Genomic DNA, 22,757 nt, shown 5'->3' on the forward strand with positions numbered 1-22,757 from the left:
TAACGCTGACTACTCAAGACTTAAGGGATAGCACATCCTGCATATCAAACAAGCCGGCAGGCTTATCCTTCAGCCACAAGGCAGCGCGCATGGCGCCCTTGGCGAAGGTCATCCGGCTGCTGGCCTTGTGGGTGATCTCGATGCGTTCACCCTCGGTGGCAAACAAAACCGTATGGTCACCGACTACGTCACCGGCACGAATAGTTTCGAACCCGATCTCCTTGCGACTGCGCTCACCGGTAAAGCCTTCACGGCCGTAGACCGCACACTCCTTCAAGTCCCGACCCAGAGCATCGGCAACCACCTCACCCATACGAAGAGCGGTGCCTGACGGCGCGTCCTTCTTATGACGGTGATGGGCCTCGATGATTTCCACATCGTAGTCATCACCCAGTGCCTGAGCGGCGGTGCGGAGCAGGTTCAGGGCCACGTTCACACCCACACTCATGTTGGGGGCAAACACCATCGGAACCGTTTCAGCTGCCTGGGCCAATTGCTCCTTTTCAGCCTCGGACATCCCGGTGGTACCGATGACGAGCTTTTTGCCGTTCTTCTTGCAGAACTCGGCATTGGCGAGGGCCAGGTCCGGGAAGGTGAAGTCGATCAACACATCGAAATCATCCCGGGCATCATCCAGGCTTCCTGCCAACGTCACGCCAAGCCGGCCAATACCGGCCACTTCACCGGCATCCGCACCCACCAGAGTACTACCCGGCTCGACAATTGCCGCACCCAGTTCAAGGCCGTCGGTTCCGTCGACCGCTTCAATGAGCACTTTCCCCATGCGCCCGGCGGCGCCGATGATTCCTACCCTCATAATCGGACGACTCCCGGTTGTCCTGTCAGAATTTCATTTCGTCGAAGAAGCTCTTCACACCCTCGAACCAGGAGGTTTTCCTGGGAGCGTGATTCTTTCCGTCGGCATGATCCAGCGTCTGCTGAAACTCTTCCAGCAGGTCTTTCTGGCGCTTGGTCAGTTTGACCGGAGTCTCCACGATCACACGACACAACAGGTCGCCTGCGGCCCCGCCGCGAACCGGTGTCACCCCTTTGTTTCGGAGGCGGAACAGCTTGCCGGTCTGGGTTTCTGCCGGAATCTTCAACTTTACGCGGCCATCCAGCGTTGGCACTTCCAACTCTCCACCAAGCGCGGCATCCACGATGCTGATGGGCACTTCACAGTAAAGGTTTCTGCCGTCGCGGGTAAAGATCGAGTGCTCGCGAACCGCGACCTGAACGTACAGATCGCCGGGAGGACCACCATCAACGCCCATCTCACCTTCACCGGACAGGCGAATTCGATCACCGGTATCCACGCCGGGCGGCACTTTAACAGAAAGCGTCTTTTCTTCCTGCACGCGGCCCTGACCATGACACACCTTGCACGGATTCTTGATGATCTGCCCGGAACCACGGCACGTTGGGCACGCCTGCTGGACCGCAAAGAAGCCCTGCTGCATGCGCACCTGCCCCATACCTTTACAGGTTCCACAGGTCTCGGGTTTGGAGCCTTTTTCAGCCCCACTGCCATCGCACGTCTCGCACTCTTTATGACCCGGGATGGTGATCTCGACGGCCTTGCCCTTGACCGCTTCTTCCAGATCCAACTCCAGGGTGTAGCGCAGATCGCTGCCACGGGTATTTCGACCGCGACCACCGCCGCCAAAAATATCACCGAACACATCGCCAAAGATGTCGGAGAAATTCGCGCCTCCGCCACCGAAGCCACCTCCGGCCTGGCCATCCACGCCGGCATGACCAAACTGATCGTAGGCTGCCCGCTTGGAATCATCGGCGAGCACTTCGTAGGCTTCGCTGGCCTCTTTGAACTTGTTCTCGGACTCAGTATCGCCCGGATTACGGTCGGGGTGATGTTTCATGGCGAGCTTACGATAAGCCCGCTTGATTTCCTTGTCGTCCGCATCCCGGGACACACCGAGAACTTCGTAATAATCGCGTTTGGCCATGCTTGAAAACCTTGTTTGTAAACGCGGAAAACGCGGGGCTTACCCCGCGTTTTCCAACCATCTGATATCGATCAGATTACCGCTTATCGTCGTCTTTAACTTCTTCAAATTCGGCGTCGACTGCGTCGTCGCCTGACTGAGCCTGGGCCTCTTCCTGACCGCCAGCCTGCTCAGCCTGATCGGCATACATCTTCTGAGCGAGCTCAGAGGATACTTCCGTCACCTTCTGGGTCTTGGCTTCGATATCCTCTTTGTCGGAACCTTCCAGAGCCTGCTCCAGATCCTTGATGGCCGCTTCGATAGACTCTTTCTCGCTGTCGGACACCTTGTCACCAGCTTCGGTCAGGGTCTTGCGCACCGCGTGAACCATGGCATCGCCCTGGTTACGAGCCTGCACCAGCTCCTCGAACTTGCGATCTTCCTCGGCATTGGCCTCGGCGTCGTTGACCATCTTATCGATCTCGTCATCGCTCAGACCGGAAGAAGCCTTGATGACAATGGACTGCTCCTTACCAGTCGCCTTGTCCTTCGCGGACACGTTCAGGATGCCGTTGGCATCGATGTCAAAGGTGACTTCGATCTGCGGCACACCGCGCGGCGCCGGCGGGATGTCCGCCAGGTCGAACCGGCCCAGCGACTTGTTCTGGCTCGCCTGCTTGCGCTCACCCTGAACCACGTGGATGGTTACGGCAGTCTGGTTGTCATCCGCGGTAGAGAAAGTCTGAGACTTCTTGGTCGGGATGGTGGTGTTCTTGTCGATCAGCGGAGTCGCTACGCCACCCATGGTTTCGATACCCAGGGTCAGCGGAGTCACGTCCAGCAGCAGAACGTCTTTCACATCACCAGACAGTACCGCTGCCTGGATGGCCGCACCCATGGCAACCGCTTCATCCGGGTTCACGTCTTTGCGAGCTTCCTTACCGAAGAAGTTTTTCACCTTCTCCTGAACCAGCGGCATACGGGTCTGACCACCCACCAAAATCACTTCATCCACTTCACTGGCACTCATGCCGGCGTCCTTCAGAGCCACTTTACACGGCTCGAGAGAACGGTCGACCAGATCTTCAACCAGTGACTCCAACTTGGCACGGGTCAGCTTCACGTTCATGTGCTTCGGACCGCTCGCATCTGCAGTGATGTACGGCAGGTTCACGTCGGTCTGCTGGCTGCTGGACAGCTCGATCTTGGCCTTCTCCCCAGCTTCCTTCAGACGCTGCATGGCCAGAGAGTCGCCGCGCAGGTCGATACCGCTGTCTTTCTTGAACTGGTCGGCCAGGTATTCGATAACCTTAAGGTCAAAGTCTTCACCACCCAGGAAGGTGTCACCGTTGGTCGCCAGTACTTCGAACTGGTGCTCGCCATCCACGTCGGCGATTTCAATGATGGACAGGTCGAAAGTACCACCACCCAGGTCATAAACGGCCACAGTGCGGTCGCCACTCTTCTTGTCCAGACCATAAGCCAGGGCAGCGGCGGTCGGCTCGTTGATGATCCGCTTCACTTCCAGACCGGCGATTTTACCGGCGTCCTTGGTGGCCTGGCGCTGGCTGTCGTTGAAGTAAGCCGGAACGGTGATAACCGCTTCCGTCACTTTCTCACCCAGGTAGTCCTCGGCGGTTTTCTTCATCTTCTTCAGCACTTCCGCAGACACCTGCGGCGGCGCCATTTTCTGGCCTTTCACCTCAACCCACGCATCACCATTGTCGGCCTTGGCGATCTTGTAAGGCACCATCTTGATGTCTTTCTGAACCACGTCATCTTCAAAGCGACGACCGATCAGGCGCTTGATGGCGTACAGCGTGTTGTCCGGGTTGGTAACCGCCTGACGCTTTGCAGACTGGCCAACCAGAGTCTCACCATCATCGGTATAAGCGATGATGGACGGGGTAGTGCGATCGCCCTCGGCGTTCTCGATCACTTTGACCTTGTCACCATCCATGATGGCAACGCAGGAGTTGGTCGTTCCCAGATCAATACCGATAATTTTGCTCATTGATTCACTCCAATTCTTTTGCACATTCCCGGAGGCTCAAGACTCCGGCTTTAACCGTTATCTGGCTATATTGGCGCTTTAATCGACTTTTCAAGCCTGCTCGTCGATTTTTGGCGCACTATCCGCTTTTGCGACCACCACCATGGCCGGGCGCACCACTCGACCGTTCAGCAAGTATCCTTTCTGAACCACTGCCACCACACTGTTCGGCTCAGCGTCCGCCGCCGGCACCATGGACATCGCCTCATGCTGCTGGGGATCAAACGGTTCGCCCACCGGATTTACCTGCTCAACGTTGAATTTTCCAAGGCTGTTCAGGAAAAGGTTCAGGGTCATTTCCATCCCTTCGCGGATGGAGGCCACGACCTCACCGGCGTTCTCAGTGCCTTCTGTGCTTTCAACGGCCTTTTCGAGGCTGTCCGCAACCGGCAACAACTCCTTAACAAACTTCTCCAGCGCGAATTTGTGCGCCTTCTCAACATCAATTTCGGCACGGCGGCGAACATTCTGCATCTCCGCCTGCGCCCGAAGAACCTGATCCTGGGCATCCTTTACCTGGGCCTTCAGCGCCTCCAGTTCAGAACCTGCGCCCTCTTCTTCAACCGCATCCTGCTCCAGCGCCTCTTCGGCGGCAGCTTCTGTCGCTTCATTCAGTTCCTCAGCGACCTGCTCGTTGCGCTTCTCCTCAGTGCTCATGTTGACTCCTGCTGAATATCCGGCGGCCAGTCCGGACTGGCCAATTGCATGTGGTTCCCGGCCAACGCAAGCCGGAACTGAGTATTTGCGAAGGGATATGGGGCCCAGTTGACAGGTTTCAACCACCCCTGACGATCATTCACTCACTTTTTATACGGACCGGTTTGCAAACAGGAAAAACCCTGTATATATTCACAGTCACTGTATTCGCATACAGTATTTTTTGATTGAGAACTGTCGCGCCGGGGGCAAGACTCCCAGAAAAGGACACGGAGGCAACGCACATGCTCACACAGCTCACCGTCTCGAACTACGCCATCGCTGAACGCGTGGAACTGCAATTCAAGCAGGGAATGACCGCGCTGACCGGTGAAACCGGTGCCGGCAAGTCCATTGTGCTGGATGCACTGGGCCTGGCTATGGGCGGCAGAGCCGATGCCGGCGCCGTGCGTCACGGGGCCAAACGTGCCGACATCACCGCCAGTTTCGATGTATCCAGCATTCCTGAAGCCACTCAGTGGCTGGAAAGCCATGAACTCGACGACGACAGCGACTGCATCCTCCGCCGGGTAATCAGCAAGGACGGCCGGTCCCGCGCCTACATTAACGGACAACCCTGCCCCCTCGCGCACCTCAAGGAGCTGGGCGGATTGCTGATGGATATCCACAGCCAGCACCAGCACCAGTCACTGCTGCGCAAAGACACCCACCGCAAGTTACTGGACGAGTTCGCCGGCGCTGAAACCCTCGCGACAGAGGTTCAGGCTGCCTGGAAAATCTGGAACCAGACCCGCCAGCGCCTGACCGAGCGCCAGCAAAATGCCGATGAAACCGAAGCGAAGCTGCAGCTGTTGAGATATCAGGTTGAAGAGCTGGACCGGCTCGACCTGCAAGAAGACGAGCAGGCACAACTTGAGCAGGAACAGGCCCAACTCAGCCAGGCGGATGCCGTACTGCATAACAGCCATCAGGCAGCCCAGCTGTGCACTGAAGAAGACAACAGTGCCGCAAGCCTTGTTCGCCAGGCGCTACAGCAACTGGAACAACTACCGACCGACGTACCGGCTCTGGCTGACACGATCCAGATGCTGAACGAGGCACAAATCCAGATCAGCGAAGCGGGCGACAACCTGCGCCGGTTCGTCGACGATTACGAAGCCGACCCCGCCCGGCTGGCCGACGTGGAAGAACGACTCAGCGCTATCTACCAGATGGCACGCAAACATCGGATCGGGCCAGAAGAACTGCCGGAATTCCATCAGAAACTGTCTGCAGAACTGGCCGAGCTGGACGGCGGCGCTGGCAGCCTGGAGCAGCTGGAGGCGGAGCTGGGCGAACATCGACAAGCCTACGATGCTCTTGCCAAGCAACTGACCGATGCCCGCCAGCGCGCCTCCGTTGAACTGGATCAGCGAATCGCTGAAGAACTGGCCCAGTTGAGCATGCCCTCGGTGCAGTTCGTCACTCACCTGAACCGCAGCGCCGACGGCGAGCCAACACCTCATGGTCAGCAGGACATTGAATTCCTGGTCAGCGCCAATCCCGGACAGCCGGCGCGCGCGCTGTCCAAGGTGGCGTCGGGCGGTGAGCTTTCCCGCATCAGCCTCGCCATTCAGGTGGTGGTCGCACAGACCTCAACCACGCCCACCCTGGTATTCGATGAAGTGGATGTGGGGATTGGCGGTGGCACCGCTGAAGTGGTCGGCCGATTGTTACGCAAATTGGGTGAGAACGGACAGATCCTTTGCGTCACGCACCTTCCGCAAGTGGCCGCGCAATGCCACCAGCATCTGTTCGTCAGCAAGTTCACCGAACAGGACACCACCTTCTCCAGGATCGAAACACTGGATGATCAGGGGCGCATCAGCGAAGTAGCCCGAATGCTCGGCGGCGTGGATATGACCGATCAGACGCTGGCACACGCAAAGGAAATGGTTTCAAAAGGGCAGGCGACGCATCACTGACAGGGCCTGGCCGCGACGGCGAACCGAACACATCCCCTCTCGACTTCGAGAGCTTTTACGGGCGGACCACAATCCGCCCTTTTTTGTTCGGTATTATTGAGACTTGATGGGCTTCACGTACAGGATCAGGCTGTGATCAACAATTTCATAGCCATGCTCCTGAGCGATTTTCTTCTGGCGCTCTTCAATCACTTCGTCGACAAACTCAATGACCTCACCGGTCTGGGTACACACCATGTGATCGTGATGATCGTCGCCAGCCATCTCAAACACGGCATGACCACCCTCGAAATTGTGGCGCAACACCAGCCCGGCGGCTTCGAACTGAGTCAGAACCCGGTATACCGTCGCCAGTCCAACGTCATCCCCTTGCTCGAGCAGTTTCTTGTAGACGTCTTCGGCACTCAGATGATGCTCGTCCGCGGTCTCAAGAATGTTCAGGATCTTCACCCGCGGCAGAGTGACTTTCAGACCGACCTTACGTAATTCGGCGTTCTCGGATGACATGTTACATTTCACTCTTTGGTGTACTTCCCGGCTTCCGGTATGATGAAGCCGCTTTAAATAACGGTATAGCGCCCATGCCCGCTTGTGGCAGGCGTTTTCAAAAATAGAGGATTTGCTCCGGCGATGCAAAAGCTAATCTCATTTATTCTCATCTTCATGATGGCTGGCTGCAGCTTTCCTGGCGTGTACAAGATCAATGTCCAGCAGGGCAACATTGTGACCGAGGAAGAGATTAGCCAATTGGCTGAAGGCATGCCGAGACGGCAGGTTCATGCGGTGCTCGGAACCCCCCTGCTGATCAATCCCACTGACATGTCCAGAGAATACTTTGTGTATACCTTCCAGCGCGAGGGTGGCGATATCCGCAAGCAACAGGTCGTGGTGCATTACAACAGCGATAACCAGCTCGCTCGTTACGAAACCGAACTTCTTGCCGAGACGCCGGCGTACTGAGCCTGCCCGGATTACCCTTTCTTCTTTGCCCGATTCAGTCTTGCCTGCTTGGGATCGATAATCAGCGGGCGGTAAAGCTCTACGCGATCGCCTTCCCGCAACGTATGCGCCGAAGGATCTTTAACGACCTTGCCGAATATGCCCATATCCGTTTCCCGGGGATTCACCTCGGGAAAGAGGGTGGCAATGCCAGATAGCTCGACCGCCTCCAGAACCGTGGTACCCTCCGGAACGTTTACCTTCACGATTTCCTGTCGGTCCGGCCGGGCGTAGGCCACTTCTACGTTCAGCATCACACCGCCCCCCGGTAAACTTCATCCGCTCGTTTGCAGAACGCATCCACCATGGTGTTGGCCACCTGATTGAACACCGTCCCAAACGCCATGCGTGACAAAGAGCCGGAGAACTCAAATTCCAGCGTAAGGATCACTTTACAGGCGTTATCTGCCAGCGGCCGGAAATGCCACCGACCGGTAAGATTCTGGAATGGCCCGTCCACCAGGTTCATGTCAATGCGCTCGGGCATCAGCAGCTCATTTCGAGTGGTCAGGGTATGACGAACGCCAGCCTTCTCGATTTGCATCGAAGCGGTAATGGCATCCGAACTCTGTTCATGAATCTCAGTATTGGCGCACCAGGGCAAAAATTCGGGATACCGGGCCACGTCATTGACGAGGTGAAACATCCGCTCCGCTGAGTGCATGACCAGGGCTGACTTATCAATCTGATGGGGCATGAGCTCCGATTATCCTGCTAAAACACGCTGTGCATCTAAAGACACATCGAACAGATGCGTCAAATTCAGACGCTATGATAAAGGATCTCGTCCTGTTTGGGAGCGCGACGATCAGATGCCGGCTCCTGCGGGGATTTCCGAGCCGGTGTGTCCAGCTCCTGTTCAGCGGCCGGTCGCGGTACCGGACCGCTTTGCACTGTGCCCTTGTCGCCCGGCGTCTCATCCAGTCTTTGGCCCTCGATTTCAGTAAGCACTGAGGGCTGACCGCACCAAAGCCCTTCACTACCCGAGTCGCACAGGTAAGCAAGTGACGACACCATGTACTGAACACCAATAAACAGAACAACTACTGGCACCACCAGGCGCATCACCCAATACCAGGTCGCCAGGAACAGGCCTGGCCCCTCACCGAGAATCCGCCGGGACAAACTGTGGGTGAGCTTCCAGCCGAAAAACACGGAGATGAGGATGGCGACGGTCGGGATCAGCAAGCCGCCGGTCAACAACTCTACCCAACGGAACAGCGTACCGCCGGCCAATCGCTCTCCGGCCCAGATATTGAAGGACAGCAGGGTCCCCAGGCCGGCAAACCAGGCCAGCGCGCCAATCAGAAGGGCCGACCACCCCCTCGGGGCCCCCGTCCACTCCCGGAACCAGCCGACAACAGGCTCCATCAACGCCAGTGAGGTGGTCCAGACAATGAGCACCACCATCAGGAAAACGCCGGAGATCACGAACTGACTGGCCGGAAGCTGCCCGAGCGTCACCGGCAGGGAAATAAACAGCAAGCCAAAGCCCCGCTCACCCTCCAGAAGCCCACCCCCGTCGGCAGCCACGGAGAACATCATCATTCCCGCGACAATCGCGACCAGCGTATCGATCAACACCACCGCCAGCAGGGATCGCTTGAGGCTGGTTCCAACCGCGGTATAGGCGCCAAAGATGGTCCACACCCCCATGCCGAGCCCCAGAGTGAAGAAGGCGTGAAACAAGGCGGCACGTACACTCTCAAAGGTAACGTCTTCCGGATGCATGGCGAGGATCTGGCTAACCGCGCTATCCACCCGGCCATGCCAGGCTGACAGGACAAACAACCCCAGCATCAGCAACAAGGTGAAGGGCACGACCACTCGCAGTGTCCGCTCAACACCTCTTACCACGCCCTGCACCGAGACCCAGATCACCAGCATCATGAACAGGGCGTGCCAGGCCATAAACAGTCGGTATTCTTCCGGATCGGAGACGAGGTGGGAAAGCACCCAACCAGCCTCTATCTCATCCGCTCCGCTGAAGCGTCCCAGGGCACCGAAGAAGACATACGCCAGGGCGATAGCACCAAATACCGCGGTAAACGAGAGCACGAGGAAAGCAGCGATCACCGACAGCCGCCCCGCCAGAACCCAGGCGCGGGACACCTTGGCACTGCGGACAAATCCGTCCATCGCCAGCACAATGCCGTGGCGGGCATAACGTCCTACGGTGGATTCGGTCACCATGATGGGGAGGGTTACCAGGAGCAGGCACCCCAGGTAGAGAAGAATGAAAAGACCGCCGCCGTGAAGGCTGGCCAGATACGGAAACTGCCAGAGATTCGCCAAACCAACGGTGGCGCCAACCCCAGCCCAGAAAAACGTCGATTTTCGGGTAAAGGACCCAATAGATGTCTGATACGGCGTAGGCATTCGTGTCCCTGATCCAATCTTACTGTTCATTGTAACGGAAGGATTCACGAACGCACGACCACCGGCAGACAATATCGGCGAATTCGTGACCGGTCTGGCACTCCTGAGCTACAATGCGCCCTTTGCCGGCACCGTGCCGGCCCATTCAGTCATTTGTCTGAACCCGGATTAACTGATTCATGAGTAAGAAAAAGCCCGGAACCCCGAGCTCAACCATCGCCCTGAACAAAAAGGCGAAACACGAATACCACATTGAAGAACGCTTCGAGGCGGGTCTTGCCCTTCTTGGCTGGGAAGTGAAATCCCTGCGCGCCGGAAAGGCCCAGCTTGTGGACGCCTACGTGCTTCTGAAAGACGGGGAAGCCTGGCTGCTGGGTGCGCACATCACGCCGCTGAGCACGGCGTCGACTCACGTGATTGCCGACCCGACCCGCACTCGCAAACTGCTGCTCCACGCCAAGGAAATTGCCAAGATTGTCGGCCAGGTCAACCAGACCGGACACACCTGCATTCCGCTGGCTTTGTACTGGAAGAAAAACAAGGTCAAATGCGAAATTGCCCTTGTGAAAGGCAAGAAGCAGCACGACAAGCGCGCCACCGAGAAAGAGCGCGACTGGAATCGCCAGAAGCAGCGCATCATGCGCGACGCCAACGCTTAAACGCGGATTTTTCGACCGGAGCGTGACCCACATCAACTGCGACACCGGCCAGTGTGTCGCATACTCATTCTCTTTGCGGCCGGTTTTTCGGGCTCTATACTCGGGCCATGGAATACCCGGCAAAGGGAGTGTTTATGTCAATAACAAGAACCCCCATGACCTCCGTAGATCGTGCCTGGTTGCGCATGGATTCTCCGGAAAACCCCATGATGATCTGCGGGGTTCTGGCGCTGGACCGGCAGATTTCCATCAACCGCCTGAAGCACACGATCGAGCAACGCCTGTTGTGCTTTGATCGATTCCGCCAGCGGGTGATCGACAAGGGCGAGCGGGCCTACTGGCAGGAAGACCCTCTGTTCCACATCGACAACCATCTGCACCAGATCGCCCTCCCCGGCCATGCCGGCAAAACCGAATTACAGACCCTGGTCAGTGATCTCAACAGCAGTGCACTCGATTTTCGTCGACCGCTTTGGCAAATGCATTACATCGACAACTACGAATCCGGCAGTGCGGTCTTGCTGAGGGTTCATCACTGCATCGCCGATGGCATATCGCTGGTGCGGGTCATGCTCTCCCTGGCGGACACAACACCCGAGCCCCGGCTGCGGCGCTCCGCCAGCAGCAAAACACCAACACCCTCTGCCGGATCCGGATTACAGAAAACCCTACACAGAGCGGTGGACAGTGCACTGATGGCCGCGGAACAGACTCGGTTATTTCTTAGCGAAATCCGCAAGGAACCCAACTATCCGATGAAGCTGGCATCGGCCGCAGGAGGCATCGCCACCGATCTGCTCAAGCTCGGGCTCGCCCCGTTTGAACCCGCCACCGGATTACGGCAACCCCTGAGTGGCCGCAAACAGGTGGCCTGGGCCGAACCGCTGGATCTGGCCGAAGTCAAAGCCTGCGCCAAGGCGCTGGGGGGCACCATCAACGACGTTCTGATGAGCACTGTCACGTGCGCCCTGCAGCGGCACTTCAAGGCCCGGAAAGAACCCATACCCGAGTGCGGGCTGCGCGTTGCCGTGCCCTTTAATCTTCGCCCCCTGGATCAGCCCATCCAGACCCTTGGCAATAAATTTGGACTGGTCATCGTGCCACTGCCGGTTGAGATACAGGACCCCATCATGTGTTTCAACCAGGTTCGCGAGAACATGAACCGCCTCAAACATTCCTACCAGGCTCAGGTCACCTACAGCCTGCTGGACCTGTTTGGCCGCGGCCCAGACATCCTCGAACGCCGGGCCCTGGACCTGCTCAGCAACAAGGCGTCTGCCGTGCTGACCAATGTACCCGGCCCCAAAGAACCGCTGTATTTCGCCGGCGGCAAGATCACCCAGCCCATGTTCTGGGTCCCCCAGAGTGGCACCATCGGCATCGGGCTGAGCGTATTCAGCTATGCCGGCACGGTTCAGTTTGGGGTGACACTGGACAAGAACATCCACGCCGATCCGGACGAAGTGATCGCTCATTTCCAGGAGAGTTTTAAAGCGCTCAGCCATGCAGCGCTGGCTGGCCGGGAGGGTCTGATAAACAGGCAGGCGGGATAATTCTCCGGGCAGGATTTACCTGCCCGCTACGACGCTTAAAACGGTATTCAATTAGAGGCTCGCCGCATTAGCAGGACGAATCCCCGCATAAGGGCCGACGGGCATCCAGTTTTCGACGTTTCTAGCCAGAGATGAAGCCCCCAAAGCCTTAAACCTTTCATCTGAAATGGCTTGCCGATAGGTGGTGTCGCCCATCCATATCTCGATCATGGTTTTGAGGCTAGTATTGAGATAGACGTCCACCTCTTTACCCGGGTCGTGGACACACACATCCACTTCCTCACCTTCCACCACCAACCACCAGTTCGGGAAAGCATCCACATCATCGAAGTTAAAACGGATAATGGTTTCTCGCCCGACCAGCTTGTGGACATCGATATGCCGGGGCAAATGCAGCATGAGCAGGTCCAGGTCGTAATCCTCTTCCGTCATCTGCCCCCGGGCCCAGCGCATGCCCCACTGGGAAAGGTGGTCAATCACCGGCATGAGCTCCGAGCAACACTCTGAGGGGAAGTACTCGTACCCTTTCTGGCCCGGTATTTTCTTCTTAATCACCAGCCCCTCTTCCACCAGGGTATTCAGGCGGCGAGTCAGCATCGTGGGCGACATCATCCGAAGCCCCCGCTGAAGCTGGCTGAATCGAGTTGAGCCCAGAACGAGCTCCCGAACCAGCAACAACGTCCAGCGCTCACCCAGAATCTCCATCGCTTTGGAAAGGGGACAAAATTGGCTGCTACTCATAATACCGCTGCCCTCCTGACAGGGTGCCGGACCGGTGCTTAAGCAAGTATCAAAACAGTAGTGGGTTACTACCATTTTTGTAGTGGGTTACTACCGTTCGTGAAGTATCTCGGCCAACACCCGACTCATATAGTGACACTGACAAATGAAACACACCGAGGTTCTTGTCATGTGCCACTCAACCATCAACACCACCAACCCAACCGATACCAAACAGTATCGCAGCACGCTGGGCCGTTACCCCACCGGGGTAGCTGTTGTCACCATGCAGCACGAAAGCGGGCATTACATCGGAATGACCATCAACAGCTTCTGCTCGCTGTCACTGAGCCCGGCGCTGGTCAGCATCTGCATTGATGATCGCTCTCCAAACTATAGCAGCTACTACCACTGCAAAGGATTCACGCTGTCCTTCCTGAGCGCCGACCAGGCGGCCATCGCCACGTTGTTTGCCACCCGCGGCGCCGACAAGTTCAGCAACATCGATTACTCGCACCCCGAAAACCAATTCGCACCGGCCATCACCGATGCGATCGCGATTCTGGATTGCGAAACCTACCGGCGAATGCCCGTCGGTGACCACCTCATGCTGGTGGGCAAGGTCAGGCACTTCCAACACTCTGACCAGGCCCCACTGGTATTCGAACAAGGTCGGTTTACCGGCATTACCGACCACCAGAACCCGGCCCAACAAACGGCCGCCTAATAAGAAAAACACAAACAACCGTAACAGGAGAATGACAATGAAACAGCCAACCCAACTTTTTGATCGTCTCGAAGGCATCACCAGCATTTATGCCGCCAACGGCCAGGAGGCCGATAACAGCGACCGTTTCTCGGTCGAGAATTACCAGCTGCTCAAGCAGCACAACATCTTCTCGGCCATGGTGCCGGAGGATCTGGGTGGCGGCGGAGCCAGCTACGCAGACATGTGCCAGCTACTGCAGCAGCTGGCGGGCCTGCACCCTGCCACCACGCTGTCGCTGTCCATGCATCAGCACATTGTGGCGGCCAACCGCTACAACCACACCCACGGCCGCCCGGGGAAAGCGGTACTGGAAAAAGTAGCCGCCAACGAGCTGGCGCTGATTTCCACCGGTGCCGGTGACTGGCTGGCGTCGAGTGGTACGCTGACCAAAACCGAGGGCGGCTACCTGATATCCGCCACCAAGCACTTTGCCAGTGGCTCCCCCGGCGGCGACGTATTTGTGACCTCCGCGCCCTATAAAGACCCGGAAGACGGCTGGATGGTGTTCCATTTCCCGGTGTCCACCAAGGCTGAAGGCGTACAAATCCTCGATAACTGGCGCCCCATGGGCATGCGCGGCTCGGGCTCCAACTCCGTCGTCATGAAAGACGTGTTTGTACCCGAAGAAACCATCGCTGCCCGCCGCCCCCGTGGCGAGTACCACGCCATGTGGTCCGTCGTTCTTCCCGTCGCCCTGCCACTGATCATGTCGGTATACCTGGGCGTCGCCAAGAAGGCTGCCGAGAAAGCGCGCGAACGCTGCAAGCAAAGCAACGACCCGGTCACCCCTTACCTGCTGGGTGAAATGGAGAACGCACTTACCACCGCGGCCATCACGGTGAAGGACATGATCCGCATTGTTGATGACTTTAACTTCACCGCCGACCTGGACACGGTGAACGAAATCGTCAAACGCAAAACCATTGCCGCGGAAGCCTGCAAGGAAACCGCCCGCAAAGCCGTCGAAGCCTGTGGTGGCCCTGGCTACCTGCGTGACTTCGGCATCGAGAGCCTGCTGAGGGATGTCATGGCGTCTCACTTCCACCCACTGCAAGAGAAGCGGCAGCACCTGTTTACCGGCTCCCTTGCGATGGGCCAGGAACCCCCAGGACAAGCCTTTCAGAGCTAACCGCTCTGGAAGGTCCTCTTAAAACCATCGAGTGAAGGAGAAGAGTCATGGCTTTATTACCGGAAACCACTCGTCTGCGCTTGTTCGACAAGCTTTCCATCCAGACCATGCGCTACGTGCATGCCGTACCCTACGATAAAGCGACGGGAGCGCTTAAAGAGATGTATGAGCAGGTCAATCGGGATTTCTTCATCAACGGATCCCTGACCGCCCGCTCCAAGGTCACGAACCTGTTTGCCGCGGCATGGGTCATCGGCCGGGAAGCCATCCTGGTGACCGATGAACTGGACCGCACCACCAAAGAGGCCATCGCGGCAGTGCTGTCCAGCATCAACGACTGCCCTTACTGCGGAGAGATGCTGATAAGCCTGGTTCATGCCGGGAAACGCTCGGACGATGCCATGAAGATCTTCGACCAGGACGAAGAAACCATCGAAGATCCCCAACTGAAAGCGAGGCTGGCCTGGGTCAAAGCCGTGGTCCGAGCCGATGACATGGTTCCACCGCTGCCGTTCTCGACCCAACAGTTGCCGGAAGTGATCGCCTCCATCATGGCCATGAGCGACATCAACCGCTTCAGCCATGTTGTGATGGCTGGATCGCCGGTCAAGGTGCCTTTTGGCGCCAAGGCTCTCAGGAAGGCGGCATTGAAAGTGTTCGGCAACGAACTCAAGCCCAACCACCATAAACCGCTGAGCAAAGGCACCAGTCTGCATTTCTTGCCTGCAGCCACGATGCCTCCAGACCTGAACTGGGCCAACGGGAACCCGAGAGTCGCCCAGGCCGTGGCACGCTGGGCGGCGATGAGTGAAGAGGAGGCAACCGCGCTCATTTCTCCGGAGGTTAAACAGCGCGTCCACGCTAACCTGCGAGCATGGGATGGCAAGCCCATGCCCATGGGGCGCCACTGGGCGGAACGGGAAATCGAGGGCTTGGCAGGGAAAGACAAGCGAATCGCCCGGTTCGCCCTGCTGCTGGCCAAGGCCCCCTGGACGATTGACGACAATATGGTCACCGACATCCTGGCCATCGCCGGCAACGAAAAGAACTTCATTCGCATATTGGCCTGGAGTTCCTGCGCATCGGCCCGCCATCTGGCCGGCAGGATCGCCCGATCCATTCCGGAAATAAACCAACTGCCCCATGTGGCTTAACTTACCCACCACTCAGCCGCCCCAAACGTTTCACCGGCGTTTCGGGCGGCCCGCTCGCTCCTTACGTGCCCCGGATGGGTACAACTACCGACCGCCAAATACGGGCCAGACAAAAACAACCCTTGAAGTACAACAAACCGGCCACATATACTGAGACATAAGGGGACGACATGGCTTCGACGCTGGTGACGAACCCTTGGGTGCATGTCGAGATGGCAGCCAATCTCGTAAATCAAAAGCTGCAATTAAATAGTCGCAAACGACGAAAACTACGCACTGGCGGCCTAAGGGCCTGCCAGTCGTCCCGGCTAGGATGCCTGTAACCTAGTAGCAACATCCCGGGACGTCATCGCTAACAGGATGCTCCGTTAGTCAGATCCCACTGGTTGACGGCTAAGATTAAAGGGATCGCCTCTTGCACCCTGGCCTTCGGGTCGCTTGAGGTTAAATCAATAGAAGGACACTAAGCATGTAGATCTCAAGGCCTAGTGCTGGCGGACGCGGGTTCAATTCCCGCCGTCTCCACCAAATTAGGAATTGACGGGAACTTCCCGGCATTCAAACCCTCACAGAAAGCCCCGAATTTCGGGGCTTTTTTTCGTTTATACCTTCCGAACACATCCCCATTCTTCCACTGGATTCCGGCCCCACGCGGGGGTATCTTTGGGGGTACACAGGGGGATCACAAAACACATACCCCCAAACTGCGCACCCCAGCATGGAGACTAGGCCGTGAGCAGAGCCATGAACAAACTAACGGAAAACACCATCAAACACGCTTCGTTCGAAAAATTCGGCAAACGAACCAAGCTCGCCGATGGTGGCGGTATGTATTTGGACGTCCAAAAGGCGGGTCGCTACTGGCGTATGAAGTATCGCTTTGGCGGAAAAGAAAAGCTCTTAGCTCTCGGTGTATACCCCTCTGTATCGCTGAAAGAAGCACGACTCAAACGGGACGAAGCCAAACGCCTGCTGGCAAATCACACCGATCCCATGACCCACCGTAGTTCAATTAAATCCGAACGCATCGAAAATGCCGCAAATACCTTCAAAGCAGTTGCCCAAGAATGGCTAGAACACGTGCACAAAAAATCGGTGGGCGAAACGACTTCAGGGCGAAATGAACGCAGGCTGGAGATGTATGCATACCCAAAGCTTGGCCGATGCCCGATTGCCGAAATAGAGCCTCCCGACGTATTGGCGACCCTGCGAGACATTGAAAAGACGGGTCACCTAGAGAGTGCCCACAGGGTGAAAGCCCTGATCGGACAAGTATTCCGCTACGCGGTCAGCACAAGCCGCGCGCCGAGAGACGTGACAACGGACCTGCGCGGCACTCTTCCACCATCAAAACCCAAACATCACGCCGCCGTTGTCACCCCAGATGAAATTGCCCGGCTTCTGAACCTGATCGATCATTACGGGGGCACCCCCACCGTCCGCATGGCACTGAAAATGTCATCCTACGTATTCCTGCGCCCCGGGGAGCTCCGGACCATGCGTTGGGATGAAATCGACTGGAACAATGCCACCTGGACACGGGAAAAAACGAAAAACGGCGAGGCCTTGATCGTTCCCTTAGCTCGGCAGGTCATCGAGATCCTGCGGGAACTCCAAGAGATCAACGGCAAATGGAAATGGGTGTTTCCAAACGGCCATAGCAGACAGCGCGCAATGAGCGACAACGGCATTAACGCAGCTTTAAAACGCATGGAGTTGCGAGACATCATGACCCCGCACGGATTCCGTGCCATGGCCAGAACCGTGTTGGCGGAGCGCTTGGGGTTCAGAACCGAAATTATTGAAATGCAGCTAGCCCATCGGGTAAGAGACGTTCACGGCAGAGCCTACAATCGCACCACTTGGCTTTCGGAGCGCCGAGCCATGATGCAGAAATGGGCAGACTACTTGGACGAACTTAAGGTGTCGAAAAAAACACAGATGGAATTAAGAAGCAGGCAGCATGACTACCAGATCGAAATCTAGGCTCACAAAACGATCAGAGCGTCGGACATCCAATTCAACAACCATTGCGACTAAATAGAGCCCAAATAATCAGGCCATCAACATGAAAACAATTGACCTAAAAGATTCTTTTACTTTGGAAGAGGCTGCAGTTTACCTTTCGCAGCTCACAGAGGAGAGCATAGCCCGCTCTGATCTGAAAGCGTTCGGGCTGCTCGGGCTCGTGACACTTTCCATAAAACTAACACGTCGGTATCCCGCAATGACTGGCAAAATGGTTGATGTCAACGACGCCGCCCTAATTAAGATCCCGCTTAAAGCCCCATCGCCAGACAGGCACTCAGCCGCTGTTTCAAAGCCGGAAAGGTGCGTTTTTATTGCTAGTGAATCTGGACGATTCATTGAGCGATCCTTGTCTCACGCCCCCCATTCTGAAACGCCCGACAGCTTTATCATCGAAACGCTCAAACTCATCTCTGAATCACCAGAAGCCGACTCCGCAGTTTTCTTCAGAGGTGATCTTTCACCCGATGGCAGGGGAGTAATCGAGCTTAACGAAGACCGTATTGACTACGTAACTGACCTTTGGGATTTGCCCCTGGTAGGAACAGAACGCCTATCGATTAAAGGCGCTCCAGTCTCAGAAGATGAAGTAAAGGAAGTCGACATGACAACGTTACGTGGCGTACTTCTGAAGCACCCATACGCTAATCGCTGGGCCAGACTCCATGAAAAATACTCCGATGGTCGTCACTACAACGACCCTCGAGTACACGGAGAAATGAGGCGCTTGCCAGAGGGGGAAGAAATTGTAATTCGTACAGATGAGCTAAAACGATTCGCCGACGTCCTGCTTCCAAAAGAAGAACTTCTTCCCCTGGATCCGGACTGCGAAATCCGTTCAGAAGATCTCCAACACCTAATCGCAGCCGCAGATAAATTCTGGGTAAACGCTGACCCCGACGACCGAGGAACTTGGCCCCCCAAAGACATGGTTGTAACGCATCTGATAAACCTAGGGTTTAGCCGTCGAGCCGCAGCAACTGGAGCCACAATAGCCACGCCAAGCTGGGGCCGAAGGAACCAGAAATAAACTCACCCTGTCACCCTTTCAGACCTTGGTACACAAGGGTTTAGCGACTTGTGTCACCCTTACCCTGTACACCCTGCCACCTGTTCAATCCCAAGCAGCAAAGACAGGATTACCCAACACCAGAGAGGAACTAAGGGGTAATCCTGAATGACCGAAAAATCGCAAACCGAAGAAAACATCCAACCTCAGATCGAACGCATGCTTCGCCGCCCCGAAGTCGAAGTCATCACCGGTCGCAGCCGCAGTGCGATCTATGAAGGGATGGCCAACGGAACCTTTCCTAAACCCGTAAAAATCGGGGCACGTGCCGTGGCGTGGCCGGAGTCTGTAATCCGTCAATGGATTGCAGACCGGATGATGGAGGGCCAGGCATGAAAAAAGCGCCCGCCACCGAAGCAGCAAAGCGCCTGACCCGGCACAAGTATAACAGTACACAGCCAGAAACACGCACGGTACGCAGTTGTGCCGAGTGCTTGGCATCCATTCATGCAACGCTGCTGCAAGCGGATATAACGCCGATCGATGTTGATGCCTTGATGGCCCGCATACAGATCACCGACGGCGAAGTGATACGATTCGCTACTGCTGGAAAACCACGCCACAAAAACGGATGGCTGATTGCTTACCATGATCTCGGTCTTCCGCATGTGGTGATCGCTGGAGACTGGAGTAGCGGGGCCGAAACCAAGTGGATTGCCGGAACCACAAGCAGCCTTACCGCAGCCGAAAAGCAGAGACTGCAACACCGCATCCACGAAGCCCGTGAGACCAGAAAGGCAGAACAGATCCGCCAATGGGAGCGAGTGGCCACAAAAGCAGCTCGCCTCTGGCACGCCAGCTCACCCGCTGCCCCCAATCATCCCTACCTTCGACGCAAGGGTATTCAGGCCCACGGGGCCCGCCAGATAGGGCGAAACATCGTCTTACTCATCACTGACTTCTACGGCAAAGCCTGGAGCCTGCAAACCATAAACGAAGCCGGGGAAAAGCGGCTTTTGGCCGGTGGCAGGAAGTCCGGCAACTTCGTAGTTGTCGCTGGCCCGGCATGCCCGGCCCGCATACTTATCTGCGAGGGCTACGCAACGGGCTGCACCCTGGCCGAACTCCATCCGGAAGCCCTAGTGCTGGCAGCTCTTGATTGTGGCAACCTCAAGACGGTCGCAACCGGCGCCAGGAACCGATGGCCCAGCGAAGAACTGATTATATGCGGTGATGATGACCGCAAAACCCCCGGCAACCCAGGCGCCAAGGCCGCGCACGCAGCAGCAGTGGCTGCTAGTGCGAAGCTTGCTCTGCCCACTTGGCCTCCAGCGGCTCCACTACACCTATCGGACTTCAATGACTTGATCAACTGGCAGGGGGGCGCAGCATGAGCAAACAGCCCCCGATGGCAATCATTGATACGCGAACCAATGTACAAACACCATTGCCTGGCTTTGACGCCAACCCCATCCCCCTTACACGCAAAGCGCCAGCACCCGAGTATCCGGTCGAGGCTCTTGGAGAACTTCTCGGCCGCGCCGCAACCGCCCTGGCGCATCATGTCCAAGCCCCTGTCGGGATGGCCGCACAATCTGTACTCGCAGCTGCCTCACTGGCCGTCCACGGTCATGCCAATGTGCAAAAAGGGGGCATCGGTATAAGCCCCTTAAGCCTGTACTTTCTTACCATCGCGGCCAGCGGCGAGCGCAAGAGCTCGCTCGACAACCTCGCCATGAAACCCGTGTACGACTACCAGAAGGAGCGGCGGGAAGAGTATGAATTCCTTATGGCGAAATACCGGGCGGACATGGAGGCTCATGAAATGCGCCATAAAAGTATCGTGGCGAGCTACAAAGGACACGGCAAAAAGCACAAACCCTTGACCCATGACGAACAGCAAGCCCTGGCATCCGATCTGGCAGAACTAGAGAAGAATCGTCCGACACCACCAAGCCGGCCTCATATCTTGATGGAGGAGCCCACAGCTGAAGGCATCTATAAACATTTCCTGGAATCCCTGCCATCAGGAGGCCTTTTCTCCGACGAGGGTGGCGGATTCTTCAGTGGCCACGGTATGTCCGACGAGGCAAAAGGCAGAACAATCACCCTGCTCTCCCAACTCTGGGATGGCAAGCCCATTACCCGAACGAGGGCTGCCGCAGGGGAGTCCGGGGTTCTGGCCGGCCGTCGCCTCGCTGCTCATCTGATGATACAACCGGTGATCGCTGACAAGGTACTGTCCGACAGGCTGATGATGGGGCAAGGCTTTTTGGCCCGTTTTCTCGTTTGTAGTGATCGCTCGCTGGTCGGCAGCCGCTTTCTGGCAAATCGCCCCCGAGATGAGCGCGCACTCCACGACCCGGCAATCAACCAGTTCTGGGAAAGGATATCAGAGCTGATCCGGCAGTCCCTGCCAACCGACGAAGCCGGAGAGATAGACCCCGTCATCCTTCCGATCAACGGGGCTGCCTATGACCAATGGACGAACGTACACGACACCATCGAGGAGCAGTTAGGCCCCCATGGTGAATTCTCCGTTATCCCTGGCTTTGCCTCGAAAGCTGCCGATAACGTCGCTCGAATTGCAGCCGTTCTTAGCTATGTTGAAACGGGCGCAGCTCCAGATAAGGAACACATCAACCGAGCTGCAGAAATCATCCAGTATTTTCTGCAAACCATGCTTCAGCGGTCGCAGGAAGCCTCAAGTGGTGCAGCAGAACACGACGCCATGGAGTTGGCTGACTGGATCAAACGCAACGGGGGCGAACTGCACGCCAACAACTTCAACAAACTTCCCGCCGCTTACCGAAAAGCACAAACCGCCCGGGCACTCCTGGCCTTGCTAGTGGAGTGCGGACATGCCGTCGTCACCGCAATCGGTCCCAACCGAAAGCCTCGCGCTTGGCAGCTGGTGGAGGGCGACGAAAATGTTTGATTTGATGCGGGCAATTCGAAGCAAGGACGAAAACAACCGGAGTTCACCGGCTGCGGAAACTGCGGATACTGCGGAGAGCGCACCACCACGGTCTGAACACACTGCGGACGATTTGCGGAAAACGCCGGATTGTTACGATAGCATCGACTCTCCCGCAACCATTTGCAACCATCCGCGAGCTCCCGCATCCCACAGAGTCTCGGAAAAAACGGGTACGCGGAGTTTTTCTGCAAGTCCGCAACATCCGCAGGCGCCAGTCGGTGAAAACAACCTGAACCCGAATGTCGTGCTGATGGAAATTGCCCAACACCTGCAAGCAGATCCCCTTATGCTGCTTTTGCTCGTTTCGGAAGATGACATGCAGGCTATCGCCGAGCGAGCATACAGCCGCGATTACCTCATAGCCTACTTCGAACAGATGGCGAGGGATGGAAATCCACTGAAGGCTCCGCAATGGATCAAGGATACCTTGCTCCGGCCTGCCCCAAGCCACACCGAGGACCCCGACAAAAACGTGGACTGGGAAAGCAACTGGCAAGCTGCCCATGCGCTATTTCTGAACCACCTGATGGCCTGCCCAGCCTGTCTTGCACCACGGGATCGGTACTGCCCCCAAGGCGCACGCCTGCGTTCGGGGTACCGGTGGGCCTACGAGCAAACAGAAGTTTGAAGCACGACCGCCAACGCTATGGGCCATCAACACGGCGGGGCGAAGAACGGGCCTGACCCGCAAGACTCACCCAGATCCTGCGGGGTAAAGCCCATCTCCCCCGAACTACCATTTACCACCATGTTGTCGG

General features: G+C 56.8%; 22 protein-coding genes and 1 other RNA gene. 14 read left to right on the plus strand and 9 right to left on the minus strand.

What is annotated here, in order from left to right; all coding sequences use genetic code 11:
* Positions 1–13: 13 nt before the first annotated feature.
* The 4 genes from dapB to grpE all read right to left on the minus strand — a co-directional run bounded on the left by dapB (position 14) and on the right by grpE (position 4,656).
* A complete protein-coding gene (gene dapB / locus K8I84_RS09610; protein ID WP_223794542.1) occupies positions 14–817 on the minus strand; it encodes a 4-hydroxy-tetrahydrodipicolinate reductase in 804 nt (267 codons plus the stop codon).
* Between the two features lie 25 nt (positions 818–842).
* On the minus strand, positions 843–1,967 hold the full coding sequence (dnaJ, locus tag K8I84_RS09615; RefSeq protein ID WP_223794543.1) for a molecular chaperone DnaJ: 1,125 nt from the start codon (positions 1,965–1,967) through the stop codon (positions 843–845).
* Between the two features lie 76 nt (positions 1,968–2,043).
* Entirely contained in the window at positions 2,044–3,960 is a 1,917-nt protein-coding gene (gene dnaK, locus K8I84_RS09620) for a molecular chaperone DnaK (protein ID WP_223794544.1), read from the minus strand.
* A gap of 90 nt (positions 3,961–4,050) precedes the next feature.
* Positions 4,051–4,656, minus strand: coding sequence for a nucleotide exchange factor GrpE (gene grpE, locus K8I84_RS09625; RefSeq protein ID WP_223794545.1), 606 nt, complete (start codon positions 4,654–4,656; stop codon positions 4,051–4,053).
* Positions 4,657–4,940: 284 nt separating this feature from the next.
* Between grpE and recN the strand changes: the two genes are divergently transcribed.
* Positions 4,941–6,620 carry a DNA repair protein RecN gene (recN, locus tag K8I84_RS09630; RefSeq protein WP_223794546.1) on the plus strand — a complete coding sequence of 560 codons (1,680 nt, stop codon included), beginning with the start codon at positions 4,941–4,943 and terminating at the stop codon, positions 6,618–6,620.
* 93 nt (positions 6,621–6,713) lie between these two features.
* Here recN and fur read toward each other — a convergent pair whose 3' ends face one another.
* Positions 6,714–7,127, minus strand: coding sequence for a ferric iron uptake transcriptional regulator (gene fur / locus K8I84_RS09635; protein WP_223794547.1), 414 nt, complete (start codon positions 7,125–7,127; stop codon positions 6,714–6,716).
* Between the two features lie 123 nt (positions 7,128–7,250).
* On the opposite strand from fur, the gene K8I84_RS09640 reads away from it, so the two are divergent.
* Entirely contained in the window at positions 7,251–7,580 is a 330-nt protein-coding gene (locus K8I84_RS09640) for an outer membrane protein assembly factor BamE (protein WP_223794548.1), read from the plus strand.
* Positions 7,581–7,591: 11 nt separating this feature from the next.
* Here the strand turns inward: K8I84_RS09640 and K8I84_RS09645 are convergent, their stop codons facing one another.
* From K8I84_RS09645 to K8I84_RS09655, 3 genes are all read right to left on the minus strand, one after another.
* The gene (locus K8I84_RS09645) at positions 7,592–7,873 is read right to left on the minus strand and encodes an RnfH family protein (RefSeq protein ID WP_223794549.1); all 282 of its coding nucleotides are present in this window, start codon (positions 7,871–7,873) and stop codon (positions 7,592–7,594) included.
* Positions 7,873–8,316, minus strand: a complete 444-nt coding sequence (locus K8I84_RS09650; protein WP_223794550.1) for a type II toxin-antitoxin system RatA family toxin — start codon at positions 8,314–8,316, stop codon at positions 7,873–7,875. The genes K8I84_RS09645 and K8I84_RS09650 overlap by 1 nt, the downstream gene beginning before the upstream one ends.
* A 65-nt stretch (positions 8,317–8,381) precedes the next feature.
* Entirely contained in the window at positions 8,382–9,998 is a 1,617-nt protein-coding gene (locus tag K8I84_RS09655; RefSeq protein WP_223794551.1) for a sodium-dependent transporter, read from the minus strand.
* Between the two features lie 179 nt (positions 9,999–10,177).
* Here K8I84_RS09655 and smpB point away from each other — a divergent pair, with 179 nt between their 5' ends.
* Together smpB and K8I84_RS09665 are read left to right on the plus strand one after the other, a co-directional pair.
* On the plus strand, positions 10,178–10,657 hold the full coding sequence (smpB, locus tag K8I84_RS09660) for an SsrA-binding protein SmpB (protein ID WP_223794552.1): 480 nt from the start codon (positions 10,178–10,180) through the stop codon (positions 10,655–10,657).
* A 134-nt stretch (positions 10,658–10,791) separates the two neighbouring features.
* Entirely contained in the window at positions 10,792–12,210 is a 1,419-nt protein-coding gene (locus K8I84_RS09665; protein WP_223794553.1) for a WS/DGAT/MGAT family O-acyltransferase, read from the plus strand.
* Between the two features lie 51 nt (positions 12,211–12,261).
* Here the strand turns inward: K8I84_RS09665 and K8I84_RS09670 are convergent, their stop codons facing one another.
* Entirely contained in the window at positions 12,262–12,951 is a 690-nt protein-coding gene (locus K8I84_RS09670; RefSeq protein ID WP_223794554.1) for a winged helix-turn-helix transcriptional regulator, read from the minus strand.
* A gap of 145 nt (positions 12,952–13,096) precedes the next feature.
* Between K8I84_RS09670 and K8I84_RS09675 the strand changes: the two genes are divergently transcribed.
* The 10 genes from K8I84_RS09675 (at position 13,097) to K8I84_RS09720 (ending at position 22,627) form a co-directional block, all read left to right on the plus strand.
* On the plus strand, positions 13,097–13,657 hold the full coding sequence (locus K8I84_RS09675) for a flavin reductase family protein (RefSeq protein WP_223794555.1): 561 nt from the start codon (positions 13,097–13,099) through the stop codon (positions 13,655–13,657).
* Between the two features lie 37 nt (positions 13,658–13,694).
* Positions 13,695–14,828: an acyl-CoA dehydrogenase family protein gene (locus K8I84_RS09680; RefSeq protein ID WP_223794556.1), complete on the plus strand. Its 1,134-nt coding sequence runs from the start codon at positions 13,695–13,697 to the stop codon at positions 14,826–14,828.
* A 47-nt stretch (positions 14,829–14,875) separates the two neighbouring features.
* A complete protein-coding gene (locus tag K8I84_RS09685; RefSeq protein ID WP_223794557.1) occupies positions 14,876–15,982 on the plus strand; it encodes a carboxymuconolactone decarboxylase family protein in 1,107 nt (368 codons plus the stop codon).
* 161 nt (positions 15,983–16,143) lie between these two features.
* Positions 16,144–16,510: a transfer-messenger RNA gene (gene ssrA / locus K8I84_RS09690) on the plus strand.
* 216 nt (positions 16,511–16,726) lie between these two features.
* The gene (locus tag K8I84_RS09695; protein ID WP_223794558.1) at positions 16,727–17,968 is read left to right on the plus strand and encodes a tyrosine-type recombinase/integrase; all 1,242 of its coding nucleotides are present in this window, start codon (positions 16,727–16,729) and stop codon (positions 17,966–17,968) included.
* An 82-nt stretch (positions 17,969–18,050) separates the two neighbouring features.
* On the plus strand, positions 18,051–19,040 hold the full coding sequence (locus tag K8I84_RS09700) for a hypothetical protein (protein ID WP_223794559.1): 990 nt from the start codon (positions 18,051–18,053) through the stop codon (positions 19,038–19,040).
* 147 nt (positions 19,041–19,187) lie between these two features.
* Positions 19,188–19,415 (plus strand): helix-turn-helix transcriptional regulator, encoded by a 228-nt coding sequence (locus K8I84_RS09705; RefSeq protein ID WP_223794560.1) that lies wholly within the window; start codon positions 19,188–19,190, stop codon positions 19,413–19,415.
* Positions 19,412–20,413 (plus strand): toprim domain-containing protein, encoded by a 1,002-nt coding sequence (locus K8I84_RS09710; RefSeq protein WP_223794561.1) that lies wholly within the window; start codon positions 19,412–19,414, stop codon positions 20,411–20,413. Before K8I84_RS09705 ends, K8I84_RS09710 begins: the two co-directional genes overlap by 4 nt.
* On the plus strand, positions 20,410–21,957 hold the full coding sequence (locus K8I84_RS09715) for a YfjI family protein (RefSeq protein WP_223794562.1): 1,548 nt from the start codon (positions 20,410–20,412) through the stop codon (positions 21,955–21,957). Before K8I84_RS09710 ends, K8I84_RS09715 begins: the two co-directional genes overlap by 4 nt.
* Positions 21,958–22,285: 328 nt before the next feature.
* The gene (locus K8I84_RS09720) at positions 22,286–22,627 is read left to right on the plus strand and encodes a hypothetical protein (RefSeq protein ID WP_206644282.1); all 342 of its coding nucleotides are present in this window, start codon (positions 22,286–22,288) and stop codon (positions 22,625–22,627) included.
* Positions 22,628–22,757: the final 130 nt, after the last annotated feature.

Origin of the sequence: Marinobacter sp. F4216, assembly GCF_019931195.1 — a bacterium.
Taxonomy (GTDB): Bacteria; Pseudomonadota; Gammaproteobacteria; order Pseudomonadales; family Oleiphilaceae; genus Marinobacter; species Marinobacter suaedae.